The organism is Kitasatospora cheerisanensis KCTC 2395, from assembly GCF_000696185.1.
GTDB lineage: Bacteria > Actinomycetota > Actinomycetes > Streptomycetales > Streptomycetaceae > Kitasatospora > Kitasatospora cheerisanensis.
This window is the reverse complement of the sequence record NZ_KK853997.1, coordinates 7,018,027-7,032,125: the sequence shown is the minus strand read 5'-3', so window position 1 is coordinate 7,032,125 and position 14,099 is coordinate 7,018,027. Positions and strand designations below refer to the sequence as shown.

Here is a 14,099-nt window from a genome sequence, read left to right as displayed (position 1 = left end):
TCAGCCGTCCGCGCGGTGCCACGGGGCGTCGGCCCGGGTGGGGTTCGGGTCGGCGGCCAGCCGCAGCGCATAGGTCTCCTCGTCGACCTCGCCGAGGTACCGGTGGCCGGTGAGGTGGCACCAGGCGGGCAGGTCGAGCGGCGCGGCCGGGTCGGTGGCGCGGACGTGCACCAGGGTGCCGGCCGGGGCGTCCGCGACGGCGGCGCGCAGGCGCAGCAGCAGGGTGACGCAGAGCAGTCCGGCACCGTCGACCGTGAGCCCGGGGGCCTCGGGGTGCTGAGGGCCCGTCACCGTCCGCTCCGGGTGGCGGTGGCGAGAGCGGGCAGGACCAGCAGCAGGGTGACGCAGAGCAGTCCGCGGCCGTCCACGGTGAGCCCCGGGGCCTCGGGGTACTGAGGGCCCGTCACCGTCGGCCCCGGGTGGCGGCGGCCGCGAGGGCGGGCAGGACCAGCAGGGCGAGCAGCCCCGCGCCGAGGGCGAGGACGGAGTAGCCGGCCCGGTCGGCGACGACGCCGGAGGCGAGGCCGCCGGTGGCGCCGGCGATCGCGATGGCGACGTCCACGCTGCCCTGGGTCCTGGCGCGCCGGGCGAGCGGGACGGCGTCGGTGAGCAGCGAAGTACCGGCGACCAGGCCGAAGTTCCAGCCGAGGCCGAGCAGCACGAGCGCCAGGGCGAGCAGCGGGACGGAGTGCGCGGGGGCGGCGGCGGCGAGCAGTCCGGCGGCGAGCAGGGTGAGTCCGGCGGCGGCGGCGACGGCGAGCGGTCCGTGCCGGTCGACGAGCCGTCCGGTGAGCGGGGAGGGCAGGTACATCGCGGCGACGTGCAGGGCGATGACGAGTCCGGACGCGGCGGTGCCCCGGCCGGCGTCGTGCAGGTGGACGGGTGTCATGGTCATCACGCCGACCATCACCACCTGGGTGACCACCATGAGCTGGGCGCCGAGCAGAACCCGGTTGCGGGTGCGGGCCGTTGACGCGGCGTCGGGCTGCTGCCGGTCGGCCGCCGCCCCGGCGGCCTCGGCGGCCCCGGCGGCTGGGTCGGCCGCGGCGGCGCGGGCGAGCAGCAGCGGGTCGGGGCGCAGGCGGGTGGCGAGGACGAACGCGGCGGCGGCGTAGGCGAGTCCGGCGAGCAGGAACGGTCCGGCCAGCCGCGGCAGGTGCAGGGCGTGCGCGAGGACGCCGGTGGGTGCGGCCAGGTTCGGGCCGAGGACGCCGCCGAGGGTGGTGGCGACCAGCACGGTGGAGATCGCCCGGGCCCGGTGCCCGGGTGCGGCGAGGTCGGCTCCGGCGTACCGGGCCTGGAGGTTGGTGGCGGTGCCGGCGCCGTAGACGAACAGCGCGAGGAACAGCAGGACGGGGCTGCCGAGCGCGGCGGCGGCGATCACGCCGACGCTGCCGACGGCACCGGTGGCGTAGCCGGCCGCGAGTCCGGGCCGCCGGCCGTGGGTGCCGGAGATCCGGCTGACCACGACGGCGGCGAGGGCGCTGCCGGCGGTGAACAGCGCGCTGGGCAGCCCGGCCAGCCCGGTGCTGCCCAGCATGTCCTGGGCGAGCAACGCGCCCACGGTGATGCCGGCGGCGAGGCCGGCGCCGCTGAGGATCTGGGAGGCGACCAGGGTCCGCAGGATGTGCCGCTGCACGGCGGGGTCGACGGCGAGTTCGGCGCGTCCAGCGAGTTCGGCCGGTGGCGGGCGGGGCGGTGGCGGGGGCGGTGCTGGTCACGGACTCTCCTGATTCTCCATGTTTCTGTGGAATACGATAGGCCCCACGCCTCCCGGCCCCGCGCCCGGCGCACGTCGGGAGCCGCCGCGCGCCCCTGTTCACGGCAAGTGCCCACCGCCCGGGTGACGAGCGGGTCGTTCGTGAGCCGAGCTCGCGTGTCGGGGCCGGGGCGCTGCCACCCTGGGCCGGTGATCTCTCGACGCGGACTGCTCTTTGCCTCCGGCGGCGCGGTGACGGCTGCCGCCCTGGCCGGCCCCGGAGCCGGTACTTCTCGTGCGGCGGGCGCGGCGCCCCCGGACCCGGCGCGGGAGGAGGCGGCGCTGATCATGGCGCGCCGGATCCTGCTGACCGACGCCGACCACACCGACCTGACCCTCGAGTACCTGAAGCTGCTGACGGGCCGTCAGCGCCTGCGGCAGGCCGCGACCCGCGACGTGCTGGTGGTCGGCGCGGGCGTCTCCGGCATGGTGTGCGCCCGGCTTCTCCAGGCGGCCGGCCACAACGTCCGGCTGCTGGAGGCCAACCGCAGCCGGGTCGGCGGCCGGGTGAAGACCTTCCGCGGCGACGTGTGGCAGGACGACCGGCTGCACGCCGAGGCCGGCGCGATGCGCTTCCCGTCCAGTCACGTGCTGACCCTCGCGCTGGCCGACCACCTGAACGTGCCGCGCCGCCCGTTCCACCTGGTGGACGTCCCGCCCGAGCCGGACATCGTCTCGAACGACGCCCGGGTGGTCTACAAGTCGTGGACGGGCGAGGAGTTCGCCACCGGCAACGCCCCCGAGTACAAGGCGCCGCCGGGCCTCGGTGAGCGCTTCGTGCACGTCAACGGACAGACCGTCAGCAAGAAGGCGTACGCGGCCGACCCGGGCCCGATCAACAAGAGCTTCGGCTGGGACAGCACCCAGACCACCGGGCAGGCCTTCGACAAGGCGCTGGACACCGCCCGCGCCTACACCATGGTGAAGAACGACGACGGCACCTGGACCGACAAGCCGATCGAGCAGCGGGTCACCGGCATGGCGAGCCTGCTGTACGACATGGACGGCTACTCGCTGCTGCGCTACCTCGAGGAGAGCGAGGGCTGGAAGGACGCCCAGATCCAGGCCGTCGGCACGCTGGAGAACCTGACCAGCCGGCTCTCCTACGGCTTCCTGCACTCGGTGTTCGACGCCGGCGACATCAACCCGTCCGTCACCTACTTCGAGTTCAGCGCCGGCACCGACGCGCTCACCGAGGCACTCTCCCAGGGCCTGAGCATCGAACGCGGCCAGGTCGTCACCCGGGTCGTCACGGACGACACCGGCGTGACGGTCTTCGCCGAGCCGGAGACCGGCCCGGAGGACGAGGCCTGCGAGGGCGCGATCGGCGGGCGCCGCACCGAGTACCGGGCGGACGCGGTGGTGCTGGCGGTGCCGTTCGCGGCGCTGCGGCACGTCGACTTCGAGCCGCTGCTCCCGTACGGCAAGCGGCGGGCGATCAACGAGCTCAAGCACGACACCGCGCACAAGGTGCTGCTGGAGTTCACCGAGCGCTGGTGGGAGTGGAACGAGGACACCTGGAAGGAGAAGCTCGGCGACGACTACCGGCCCGCCCCGCACGGCGCGGCGGTGGGCGCGGTCGGCGGCGGCTGCGTCTCCGACGAGGCCAGCCGGTTCGTCTACTTCCCCTCCCACCCCAGCGACGGCGGCTCGCCCGGCGGCGTCGTGCTGGCCGCCTACAACTGGGCCGAGGACGCGCTGCGCTTCGACGCCCTCACCCCCGCCGACCGGCACACCGAGGCGCTGGAGCACCTGACCGGCCTGTTCGGCGAGCGGATCCGCCGCTACGTCACCGACCGGTACGTCTCGCAGTCCTGGCTGCGCAACCGCTGGGCGCTGGGCGAGGCCGTCATCGAGACTCCCGGCCAACTCCTCAGCCTCGGCCCGCACGTGGCCACACCCGTGGACAACCGACTGTTCTTCGCCGGCGACCACTGCATGCCGCGCTACCACGCCTGGGTCTCCGGCGCCATCGCCTCCGGCGTGGAAGCCGCCATCCAGGTCGCCTCCGGCGCCTGACCGAAACCGCCGCACCCGCCGCCGCCCGTCAACTCCTCGGGGCGGCGCACTCGTTCGATGCCCGGGGACGGTTCGCCGACGCGGCGCCAGGCGACGGGCCCGGAAGCCGAACCACCGTCAGCGACCGCGTCCCGGCAGACGTCGGGACAGCGGCGCTGAACACCTCCCGCGTGAAGGCCGCGATTCAGGCTGCCTCCGACACCTGACCGGCCCACCGCACCCGCCCATCAACTCTGCAGGGCAGCGACCTCGTTCAACGTCGAGACGGTTCGCCGACACCGCGCCAGACGACGGGCCCGGAAGCCGAACCGCCGTCAGCAGCCGCGTCCCGGCAGACGTTCGGACAGTGCGCCGACGCGACCCACCCGGCAGCCCAACCGCCGTCAGCGGCCGTGTCCCGGCGGACGTCTGGACGGCGGCGCTGGTCACCTCCGGCATGAAGGCCGCGATCCAGGTCGCCGCCAGCGCCTGACCGTCTCGCCGCGCCGCCGCCCCTTTAACTCCTCGCAGCGGCGTTCGCATTCGACAACCGGCCGGTTCGCCGACACCGCGCCGGGCGACCGGCCCGAAAGCCGAACCGCCGTCAGCGCTGCGTCCCGGCGGACGTCCGGACGGCGACGCGGATCGCCTCCCGCATGGAGGCCGCGATCCAGGTCGCCGCCGACACCTGACCGGCCCGCCGAGTCCACCGCCCCATCAATTCCCTGGGACGGCCGCGCGTTCGACATACGGCCGGTTCGCCGACGCCACGCCGGGCGACCGACCCGGAAACCGAACCGCCGTCAGCAGCCGCGTCCCGGCGAGCGTCCTGACAGTGCGCCGAGCGACCGACCCGGACGCCGAACCGCCCTCAGCAGCCGTGTCCCGGCGGAGGTCCGGACGGCGGCGCGGATACCATCGGCGCATGCGCGACACCGGCGGGGACCAGCGGCGCTCGGTGCTGCTGGCGTTCCGCTCGGCGGTGGCGCTGCACCGACTGCTGGACGTGCTGCCGGTGTTCGAGGGCGACGGCCGGATCTCCCGCTGGTTCACCCTGGTGCCCGGCTCGCGCTTCGACCTGGAGGCGCTGGCCGCGCTGGACCGCTCCGGCGCCCGGGTGATCGACTTCGACCAGGCCGTCGGCCGGCCCTTCGACCTGATCCTCACCACCAGCCCCAAGGGCGCCCTGGCCGGCCTGTCCGGCCGGGCCCGGGCCCTGCTGCCGCACGGCGCGGGCTTCAACAAGGCGCTCCGGGACGAGGGTTCGCCCGAGCTGCCGTCCGGTCTCGACCCGGCGTACCTGCTCTCCGACGGCGTGCCCTGGGCCGACCTGCACGGTCTCGGCCATGCCGAACAGCTGTCCCGGCTGGCCGAGTTCTGCCCGCCGGCGGCCACCCGCGCGGTGGTCGTCGGCGACCCCACGCTGGACCGGATGCTGGAGTCCGACGCCCGCCGCGAGACCTACCGGACGGCGCTCGGCCTCGGTGAACAGACGCTGCTGGCGCTGCTGTCCACCTGGGGCCCGGAGAGCCTGCTGTCCCGACGGCCGGACCTGCCGGCCGAGTTGGTGCACCGCCTGCCCGTGGACCGCTACCGGGTGGCGCTGCTGGTCCACCCCAACGAGACCGGCGAACGCAGCCGCCTCGACCTGACGGAGCAGCTCCGTCCCGCGCTCCGGGCCGGCCTGCTGCTGCCGTCCCCGCACCAGGACTGGGCGGCCGTCCTGGTCGCCGCCGACGCGGTGGTCACCGACCACGGTTCGACCGCGCTGTACGCCGCGGCGCTCGGCCGCCCGGTGTTCGACGCGTACGACGGTGAACGGGAGTTGATCGCCGGCAGCCCGATGGCCCGGCTGCTCGCCGCCGCCCCGCGCTTCGCCGGACCGGAGACCGTCCGCGCCCTCGACCTGCCGCCACTGGGGCGGCCTGTCGCGCCGCCCGGATCCGCGCCGTCAGCAGCCTTGGAATCGTCGGCGCTGGGGCCGGCGGCATCCGGGCCGGCGGCAGAGGCGTTCGGGCGGCCCGGGGAGGCGCTGGGACTGTTGCGCGGCGAGCTGTACCGGCTGCTCGATCTGACGCCCCCTCGGCACGCCGTCCTGTCCGAGCCGCTGCCGGTGCCGTCGGTGCCCCGGTCGGCGGCCCCGGCGCTCGCGGTGCGCGCCGAGGTGGCCGGGCAGCGAGTCCGGGTGGAGCGCTTCCCGGCCACCACCGACCTGCCGATCCACCACCTGTCCGCCGAGCATCCGGTGGCCGCCCTGGCCCAACTCCGCAGCGCCGCCGTGCTGTGGCGCCGCCCCGGCTCCGGCCGCTGGACGGTCGACGGCTGGGCGGCGCACGTCCTCGCCGAACTCCCCGCCTGCCGGACGGCCGCCGCCGTCCTCTCCCCCGAGCACTGCGTCCTGCTCCACCGCGACCGCGACCCGCTCACCCTCCGCCTCACCGCGGTCCACGCCGAGGGCCGCATTCACCGCCTCGACCCGCCGATCGCCGTCTCCGCCGTCCACGCCTGGCTAGGCACCAACCCCGCCGCCGAACCACCCGCCGAACTCACCTGCACCACAGGCCCGTTCACCCACCGCCTGACACTCCGCCCGACCCGCCCGGAGGAGCTGGCCGCCGAGCTGTGACCCGAACTTCCCGACCACGGCGCGATCGAGCCGAGTGCGAGCCTCCCCGAAGCTCTCCGGCACCGAACGGGCCCGGCGAACTCCCTAGCGCCACAGCCCCGTTCACCCACCACCTGCCACTCCCCGACCCGCCCGGAGGAACTGGCCTCCGCTCAACTCCCGTCGAGAGCCGACGGCTTGTCCTCGGATGCGGCCTCCGCCCCGTGCGCGGCGCGGAGTTCGGCCGCGCGGGCGCGGTGGCGGGCGGCGTCCTCGGGGCGGGCGGTGCGGTCGGCGAGGGTGGCGAGGTCGAGCCGGATGCGGGCCTCGTCGAAGGTGGAGTGGCGGTCCTCGGCGTCGGCCAGCGCAGCGGCCAAGTGCGGTTCGGCGTCAGCGGCTTGTTCGCTCCGGAGCAGTGCCCGGCCGAGGCCGTGGCGGGCCCGGGCGGTCATTCGTTGGCGGCCCGTCATGGCGGCGAACGCCTCGTACGCCCGGCCGAACAGGTCGGCGGCGTCGGCCTGTTCGTCCGCGGCGGCGGCCGCCTTCGCGCTCTGGTAGGTCTGCAGCGCCGCGCCGTACGCGTTGCCGATCGCCAGGTGGATGTCCCGGGCGGTGTCGAAGGCCGCGCGGGCGGCGGTGGAGCGCTCCCGGGCGGTGGCGGCGTCGCCGTGTGCCTCGGCCCATTCGCCTTCGGCGAGGGCGAGTTGGCCGCCGAAGTCGACGGCGGAGGCGGCGAGCCGGCGGTCCTCGAAGTCGTCGCCGAGCAGTTCGGCGAGGGCCCGGGCCCGGTCGAGGGCCTCGGCGGCCTCCTCGAACCGGGCGGTCTCCCAGAGGGGTCGGGCCAGCAGGCAGCGGGTGCGGACCCGGGCGCGGAGGTGCTCGGCGCGGTCGGCGGCGGACACGGCGGCGGCGAAGGCGTCGATCGCCTCGGCGTGCCGGGGGTGGTCGAGGAAGTGCGTCCACAGCGATTCGGCGAGGGCCACGGCGTCCTCGTCGCGACCGCTGTCGTGGGCGAGGGCGACGGCGCCGTACAGGGCCTGCCGGTTGGCCTCCATCCAGTGCAGCGCACCGGACTTGGCGGTGCCGAGGTCCGCGTCGGGGACGCCCGGCAGCGCCGGGACCTCCGGTTCGACGGTGAGCCGGCGGCCCGCGATCACCAGGTCGGCGCGGGCGGTCTGGCGGCGCAGCCAGTGCAGCACGCGGGCCCGGGCTGCGGCGCGTTCCTCGCCGGTGGGGTCGGCCTGTTCGGCGCGGCGGTGGGCGTGGCCGCGGACCAGGGCGTGCCGGCGGTAGCCGCCGGCCCGGTAGTCGAGCAGGCCGGCGGTGACGAGTTCGGCGAGGGCGTCCTCGGCAGTGGTGAGGCCGGTGCCGAGCAGCGCGGCGGCGGTGTGCTCGGTGGCGTAGGGGCCGGGGCACTGCGCCAGGGTGCGGTACAACCGGGCGGCGTCGGGCGAGAGTTCGGCGTACGCGGCGTCCCAGACGGCTTCCACGGGTGCGCTTCCCTGCTGGTGGAGTTCGGCGGTGAGGCGTTCGGCGAGGGCGGCGAGGGTGCGGTGCGGGAGGCGGCGGGCGAGTTCGCCGGCGACTTCGGCGGCCTTGGGCAGTCCGGCGCAGGCGGTGGCGAGGGCGTGCACGGTGGCGGGCTCGGCGTCGGCCCAGCGCTGCTCGCCGAGGAGCAGGCGCAGCAGTTCGGCGGTCTTGTCGGCGTCGAGCGGCGCGAGGGCGAGTTCCAGCGGGGCGGTGTCGCCGAGGTCGTACAGCGGGCCGTGGCTGGTGACCAGCACCAGGCTGGCGGCGGAGGCGGGCAGCAGGGGCTGGACCTCGGCGCCGGTGCGGGCGTTGTCGATGACCAGGAGGCGGCGGCCGCCGCGGGTCCGGGCCCAGTACTGGCGGGCCAGGGAGCGGAAGTCCCGTCCCAGCCAGGCGGGTTCGACGCCGAGGCCGGGCAGCAGGTCGGCGAGCACCTCGGCGGGGTCGACCGCGCCGTCGCGGCGGTAGTCGTCGAGGTCGAGGTAGTGCGCGCCGTCGGGGTGGCGGTCGGCCAGGCGGTGGCCGACGCGCAGGCACAGGGCGGTCTTGCCGATGCCGCCGAGCCCGCTGATCGCGACCAGCTGCGGCCGGGCGCCCCGCTCGGCGCCGGGCGGAGCCGCCGGAGCGGCGGGCCGAGCATCCGGATCGACGGACGGAGCGGCGGGCGGAGCGCTCGGATCACCGCCCGGTCCGGCGAGCGCGGCGATCCTCCGCTGCTCCTCCGCCCGATCGACGAAGTGGGCGCGCTCGGGCGGCAGTTCGAAGGCCGGGGTGTGGACGACGGCGGCGGCCTGATGAACGTTCACGGTGCCGACGTGGTGCGCCTGCACCACGGTGTCCACCCGGGCGTGGTCGCCCACCACGTTGCGCGTCTGTTCGCTCACGCGTCAACCCTACGCGGTACGGGGGGTACTGACCGGGAGACAGCCGATCCGGGCCGTGGGGCGCGTCGGCGCGGTCCGGTCAGACGTAGAACCAGCGCCAGTTCGCGCTCTCCGCGACGCCCCGCCAGAGCTGGAGCGGGATCGGCGGCGCGCTGCGCGGGGCCGTCGCCCGCGCGCCGTCCGGCTCGCTGCCGCGGTCGCGCAGCCCGCTGAACTCGGTGAACTCCATCACCATGCCGTCCGGCCGCCACAGCCTGACCCGGTTGCTGAACACCCCGGGCACCAGCGCGTCGTTGGTCTCCACCATCTCCCAACTGCCGTCCGACAGGAAGCCGTAGCGGCAGCCGACGACGCTGTGCGTGCCGTCCGCGCGGACCGTCTCCTCGCACTGGAACGGCAGGTCGGTCGGGTCGGGGGCCCGCCCGTCCTTCGGGAACGGGAGCCGGGAGTAGCGCATCGTCACCTCGATGGCGGCCTCGCCGCTGCCGTCGACGTACCGCATCGCCGTGCCGACGGTGCCGGCCGGGAGCGGGACCGGGTACGGCTCGGGCAGGCCGAGGTACTGGTGGTCCTTCGGCAGCAGGCTGCTGAGGGTGAGGTACACCTGCTTGGGCGTGAACTTGACCGTGGTCGAGGGGTTCGGGGACCTGTTGGGCTCCGCTTCGCCGAGCAGCGGCGCGGCCGGCAGGTCCAGCAGCGGGCTGTAGAGCGGCGAGGGGAGCGGCCCGGCGGTGCCCTCGCCCGAACCGGTGACGGGCGGGTTCGACGAGGCGGCGAGCGAGGACGCGCCCGGGCCGGCCGGGCCGGTGCTCTCGGTCGGCAACTGCCCGGCCAGCGTGGACATTCCGGCGTTCACGCCGAAGCCCGCCAGCACCACGACGGTGAGCACGGTGGCCGCCGTCCGCAGCCGCCGCGCCAGCCGGTGCCGGCGGCCCCTGCGGCGGCTCTCGGCGACGATCACGGCAACCGGGACGCTCAGCTCCTTGACGCTCGTCTCCATCATGCGGGAGAGCTCCAGGTCCAGGTCCAATGTCCGATGCCTTCCGTACTGGCAGGTGTGTCGCGGGGGTCGGGGATGGTGCGGGGTCGGGGATGGTGCGGGGTGGTCCGGCGGGGTCAGTCCTGGAGCAGCAGGGCGCGGTCCGGGCCGAGGATGGCCCGCAGGCGGGTCATCGAACGGGAGTTGAGGCTCTTCACGGCGCTGACGGTGATGCCCATCGCCTCCGCGGTCTCCTCCAGGCTGTAGTCCTCCAGGTAGCGCAGCACCACTGCGGCCCGGTTGCGGGGCGGCAGTTGGCGCAGCGCGGCGACCAGGGTGATCCGCAGCGCGGCGGAGCTGCCCTCGCGGGCGCCGACGGCCGGCTCGTCGGGGAACTCGGCGACCGCGAGCTCGGTGGACCGGCGCAGCCGACGGTGCGACAGGTAGCAGCGCAGCAGCACCTTCCGGGCGTACGCGTCGACGCCGGCGTCCCCGTCGGACCGCCGCAGCCGGCCCCAGACCGGGTACATCTTGGACAGTGCAGTCTGCACAAGGTCCTGCGCCTGGTGCCAGTCCCCGCACATCAGGTACGCGATCTGGAACAGGCGACGTGCCCGACTGGCCGCGAACTCGTCGAAACCGAGCCCCTCGGTCATGTGGTCCCCCGGGTGGAAAGTGTTCGCCGACGCTCTCCATACACGCCGCACCCGGGCCGTTCGTCGCGCCGCCAAGATCAAGATTGGGTAACGCCGGGCGATCGGCCGCCCGCGCTCACTTCTCACGGTGCTGGACGACCCGTTCCAGGACGCCGGTGATCTCCGCGGCCCGGGCCTCCAGGGCGTCGGAGTCGTACTCGACCACCAGCACGGCCGTCCCGCCGTTCGCCCACACGCACGCGGCCTCCCCGCCGTACTGCACGGTGCAGTACATGACGCCGCCCAGCATCGTCGGCACCCGCGTCAGCGTGCCGTCCGCCGTCCCGGCGGCCGTCCGCGCCTCGAAGTCGTCGGCCTTCCGGCCCACTTGGAGCTGCCAGGAGAGGTTCCGCCGGAGTCCGGCCTGCCGGTCCGGGCCGGCCAGGTAGAGGGCACCCTTCGTCCACGCCACGCCGAAGCGCTCGGCGGTGGAGTCGTCGAAGCCGGGGTTCCGCGCCGGCGTGCCGGTCAACTTCCGCGGCACGCCCTCCACGGTGTCGGGCAGCGGCACCGCCTCCCGCTCCGGGCTCACCATCGCGCGCAAGCCGATCGCCCAGCCGAGCACCACCACCAGGGTGCCCGCCACCAGCCCCGCCTTGACGCCCCAGGGCAACCCGAGGAACCGCTCCGTCCACGTCCCGGGCTGCGCCTCACCCCGGTACTCCGCCCCGGCCCCACCGTTCACGCGCACGCCCCCCGGCCGTACAGATGATCGTTCACCGCAGTGACGGTAAGGGCCGGACGCACACGGTGGCAAATGCCCAACTCCCCGTCACCGCACGGGAGATCCTCGCTGCCCTCCCCCGTCTCCCCCGCCCGGCGCCGTCGCGGCACACTGGACGGCATGGAGCACACCGAGAGCGAGGGCGGCGAGCCCGCCTGCTGGCTGAACCTGGTCTGCGAGGAGTGCGGCAAGGTCCGGGAGCGCGGGCACTGCCCGGTGTGCGAGCCGGAGCAGCCGGACGCGTCCGCGAAGGCCCCCGACTCGGCTGCCCCGCAGGAGAGTTGAGAGCACCTGGCGTGGGCGCCGAACCGCCGGCCCGCGAAGTCAAGAGGCCTCGGCGCGGCGGCGGCCCGGCCGGACCGGGCCGGTGGCAACGTATCTGGCGCGACCAGGGCGTCCCGGTCGGCCGGCAGGCCGGCGACGGAGAAGACAGTGATGCGCTCGCCCGCCGTGCGGTCGATCCGGCCGGCCAGGCGGCCGTAAGCCGCGGCCGTGGCCGGGAAGGGCGCACCGTCGTGGCCGGGCAGACGGATCACCCACTGGTCGCCGGAAGCCGCTGAATGTGCTCCACCCGTCGGCGTCCAGCACCAGTTCGGACTGCCCCTTCCGACGGTTCAGCCAGAGCAGGATCAGCACCACGAGCAGCGCGGCAACCGCCCCGAGCACCACCGCGACCGCCGACCCGCCGGTCGGCACGAACCCCGCGCCGCCAAAGGCCGGTTGACCGGACGGCCCGGTGAAGCAGCCTGCACGGCACTCAAACTCGGCTTGGCCGGACGCACCTCGGCCGGAAGACGCTCGGCCGGAGGCACCTCGACCGGGCGACTCAGCGGAGCAGCCCGTGCAGCAGGAGTTCGGCGAGGTGCCCGTACGCCTCGGCGTCGGCGAGGCCGGTGGCCTCGGCGACCTGGCGTTGCTGGATGCGGACCATGACCGAGCTGATCACGTCCGCCGCGAACGCGACGTGGGTCTCGCGGAAAGCGCCTTCCGCGACGCCGTCGTCGATCAGCCGCTGGATCTGCCGAGCGGCCGCGCGGGTGTTGCGGCTGTACACCTCGGCCGCGGGTTCGAAGGCCGCCAGGTCGTCGAAGAACCGGGCCGAGCCGGGGGCGAGCTCGGCCGAGACGGCCCGCAGGTAGGCGGCCAGCCGGGCGGCCGGGTCGGTCTCGGCGGCCAGCGCGGCCTCCACCCGGGCGGTGGCGCTGCGGAAGAAGTGCACCACGGCCGCCCGGACCAGTTGTTCCTTGGAGCCGGCCAGGCCGTACAGCGTGCGCTTCGAGCAGTGCAGCCGGGCAGCGATGTCGTCCAGGGTGAACTGGGCGAAGCCCTCGGCGACGAAGAGTGCGACGAGTTCCTCGAAGAGGGCGCTGCGGCGGGCGGCGCCCCGTCCGCTGGGCTGGAGTGCGGCGGCGCTGTCGATCACCCGGCCAGTATGACAGTCGGCCTCTCCGGGGCGGCCGTTCCGTCCGGTCCCGCCGCCTCGGGCCACCGTTCGGCACTCCGCTCCCCACCCGTCCCGCACGCCGCTCCCCACCCGTCCGGCCCTCGCCCCGCGCGCTCCGCCACACCTCGGCGGAACCGCCCCGGTTGCGCCCCTCCCCCACCCGCCCCACGCCCACCATCTGCCACTTTCCGCGAAATTTCGACGGTTCGCCGCCCCCGAGGCCCCCCACGGCGGGCCCCGCTGCGCTACGCTCACCGGTACTGACGTACCGCTTTGCGTACCGCTTGGAGCCGGAACATGGCCGTGGATCGCCTGCTTCCCACCGAGGAAGCCGCGGACCTGATCGCGCTGACCCGTGATCTCGCCGACAAGGAACTCGCCCCGAAGGTGGAGTCCCACGAGAAGCAGGAGCTGTACCCGGAGGGCCTGTTCGCGCTCCTCGGCCGGGCCGGCCTGCTCGGCCTGCCGTACTCGGAGGAGTTCGGCGGCGGCGGGCAGCCGTACGAGGTGTACCTCCAGGTGCTGGAGGAGCTGGCCTCGCGCTGGGCGGCCGTCGCGGTCGCCACCAGCGTGCACACCCTCGCCTGCCACCCGCTGAACGCCTTCGGCACGCCGGAGCAGAAGGAGCAGTGGCTGCCCCGGATGCTGGCCGGTGAACTGGTCGGCGGCTACAGCCTGTCCGAGCCGAACGCGGGCTCCGACGCGGCGGCGCTGACCTGCAAGGCGGAGCCGGTCGACGGCGGGTACCGGGTCACCGGCACCAAGGCGTGGATCACGCACGGCGGAAAGGCCGACTTCTACGCCCTGTTCGCCCGGACCGCGCCCGGACCGCACGGCGTGTCCTGCTTCCTGGCGCCCGGTCAGGTCGAGGGTCTGACCTTCGGTGCGCCCGAGGAGAAGATGGGCCTGAACGGCGTGCCGACCACGGCCGCGTACTGGGACGGCGCGCTGCTCGAATCGGAGCGCCTGATCGGTTCGGAGGGCCAGGGCCTGCCCATCGCGTTCTCCGCCCTCGACTCGGGCCGGCTCGGCATCGCGGCCTGCGCGACCGGCCTCGCCCAGGCGGCGCTGGACACCGCCGTGGCGTACGCCAACGAGCGCACCACCTTCGGCCGCCGGATCGTCGACCACCAGGGCCTGGGCTTCCTGCTGGCCGACATGGCCGCCGCCGTGGACTCCGCCCGCGCCACCTACCTGGACGCAGCCCGCCGCCGCGACCTCGGCCGCCCGTTCAGCCGGCAGGCCAGCGTGGCGAAGCTGATCGCCACCGACGCCGCGATGAAGGTGACCACCGACGCCGTGCAGGTGCTCGGCGGCTACGGCTACACCCGCGACTTCCCGGTCGAGCGGTACATGCGCGAGGCGAAGATCATGCAGATCTTCGAGGGCACCAACCAGATCCAGCGCCTGGTGATCAGCCGCCAGTTCGCCGCCCGCTGACCCGACCCTCCCCCCGCTCCTGATGGCACGTCACCACCCTT

The 14,099-nt window shown here is 74.8% G+C and carries 12 protein-coding genes; 5 read left to right on the top strand and 7 right to left on the bottom strand.

The genetic code is table 11. The annotated features are described in order from the left end of the window. Both KCH_RS31610 and KCH_RS31605 read right to left on the bottom strand, forming a co-directional pair. The gene (locus KCH_RS31610; protein ID WP_035868713.1) at positions 1-291 is read right to left on the bottom strand and encodes a sulfurtransferase TusA family protein; all 291 of its coding nucleotides are present in this window, start codon (positions 289-291) and stop codon (positions 1-3) included. A 112-nt stretch (positions 292-403) separates the two neighbouring features. Next, a complete protein-coding gene (locus KCH_RS31605; protein ID WP_051653667.1) occupies positions 404-1,639 on the bottom strand; it encodes an MFS transporter in 1,236 nt (411 codons plus the stop codon). Between the two features lie 270 nt (positions 1,640-1,909). On the opposite strand from KCH_RS31605, the gene KCH_RS31600 reads away from it, so the two are divergent. From KCH_RS31600 to KCH_RS31595, 3 genes are all read left to right on the top strand, one after another. Next, positions 1,910-3,778 (top strand): flavin monoamine oxidase family protein, encoded by a 1,869-nt coding sequence (locus KCH_RS31600; protein ID WP_035868710.1) that lies wholly within the window; start codon positions 1,910-1,912, stop codon positions 3,776-3,778. Positions 3,779-4,124: 346 nt separating this feature from the next. After that, positions 4,125-4,250 carry a hypothetical protein gene (locus tag KCH_RS46290; RefSeq protein WP_279635926.1) on the top strand — a complete coding sequence of 42 codons (126 nt, stop codon included), beginning with the start codon at positions 4,125-4,127 and terminating at the stop codon, positions 4,248-4,250. A gap of 432 nt (positions 4,251-4,682) precedes the next feature. Further along, positions 4,683-6,383: a hypothetical protein gene (locus KCH_RS31595; protein WP_035868708.1), complete on the top strand. Its 1,701-nt coding sequence runs from the start codon at positions 4,683-4,685 to the stop codon at positions 6,381-6,383. Positions 6,384-6,535: 152 nt separating this feature from the next. Here the strand turns inward: KCH_RS31595 and KCH_RS31590 are convergent, their stop codons facing one another. The 4 genes from KCH_RS31590 to KCH_RS31575 form a co-directional block, all read right to left on the bottom strand. After that, positions 6,536-8,776, bottom strand: a complete 2,241-nt coding sequence (locus KCH_RS31590; RefSeq protein ID WP_051653665.1) for an ATP-binding protein — start codon at positions 8,774-8,776, stop codon at positions 6,536-6,538. A gap of 79 nt (positions 8,777-8,855) precedes the next feature. Continuing rightward, positions 8,856-9,806 (bottom strand): hypothetical protein, encoded by a 951-nt coding sequence (locus tag KCH_RS31585; protein WP_035868705.1) that lies wholly within the window; start codon positions 9,804-9,806, stop codon positions 8,856-8,858. 86 nt (positions 9,807-9,892) lie between these two features. Next, complete coding sequence (locus tag KCH_RS31580; RefSeq protein ID WP_035868702.1) at positions 9,893-10,411, bottom strand: SigE family RNA polymerase sigma factor; 519 nt, start codon at positions 10,409-10,411, stop codon at positions 9,893-9,895. A 115-nt stretch (positions 10,412-10,526) separates the two neighbouring features. After that, positions 10,527-11,135: a hypothetical protein gene (locus KCH_RS31575; protein WP_157032272.1), complete on the bottom strand. Its 609-nt coding sequence runs from the start codon at positions 11,133-11,135 to the stop codon at positions 10,527-10,529. Positions 11,136-11,294: 159 nt separating this feature from the next. Between KCH_RS31575 and KCH_RS41840 the strand changes: the two genes are divergently transcribed. Then, positions 11,295-11,459 carry a hypothetical protein gene (locus tag KCH_RS41840; protein ID WP_157032271.1) on the top strand — a complete coding sequence of 55 codons (165 nt, stop codon included), beginning with the start codon at positions 11,295-11,297 and terminating at the stop codon, positions 11,457-11,459. A gap of 541 nt (positions 11,460-12,000) precedes the next feature. Here KCH_RS41840 and KCH_RS31565 read toward each other — a convergent pair. Then, positions 12,001-12,597: a TetR/AcrR family transcriptional regulator gene (locus KCH_RS31565; RefSeq protein ID WP_035868692.1), complete on the bottom strand. Its 597-nt coding sequence runs from the start codon at positions 12,595-12,597 to the stop codon at positions 12,001-12,003. A gap of 318 nt (positions 12,598-12,915) precedes the next feature. Here KCH_RS31565 and KCH_RS31560 point away from each other — a divergent pair, with 318 nt between their 5' ends. Beyond that, positions 12,916-14,058 (top strand): acyl-CoA dehydrogenase family protein, encoded by a 1,143-nt coding sequence (locus KCH_RS31560; protein WP_035868689.1) that lies wholly within the window; start codon positions 12,916-12,918, stop codon positions 14,056-14,058. Positions 14,059-14,099: the final 41 nt, after the last annotated feature.

Coding starts and splice junctions, on each gene's coding strand:
- KCH_RS31595 (WP_035868708.1), top strand. CDS start 4,683: ATGCGCGACACCGGCGGGGACCAGCGGCGCTCGGTGCTGCTGGCGTTC.
- KCH_RS31580 (WP_035868702.1), bottom strand. CDS start 10,411: ATGACCGAGGGGCTCGGTTTCGACGAGTTCGCGGCCAGTCGGGCACGT.
- KCH_RS41840 (WP_157032271.1), top strand. CDS start 11,295: ATGGAGCACACCGAGAGCGAGGGCGGCGAGCCCGCCTGCTGGCTGAAC.
- KCH_RS31560 (WP_035868689.1), top strand. CDS start 12,916: ATGGCCGTGGATCGCCTGCTTCCCACCGAGGAAGCCGCGGACCTGATC.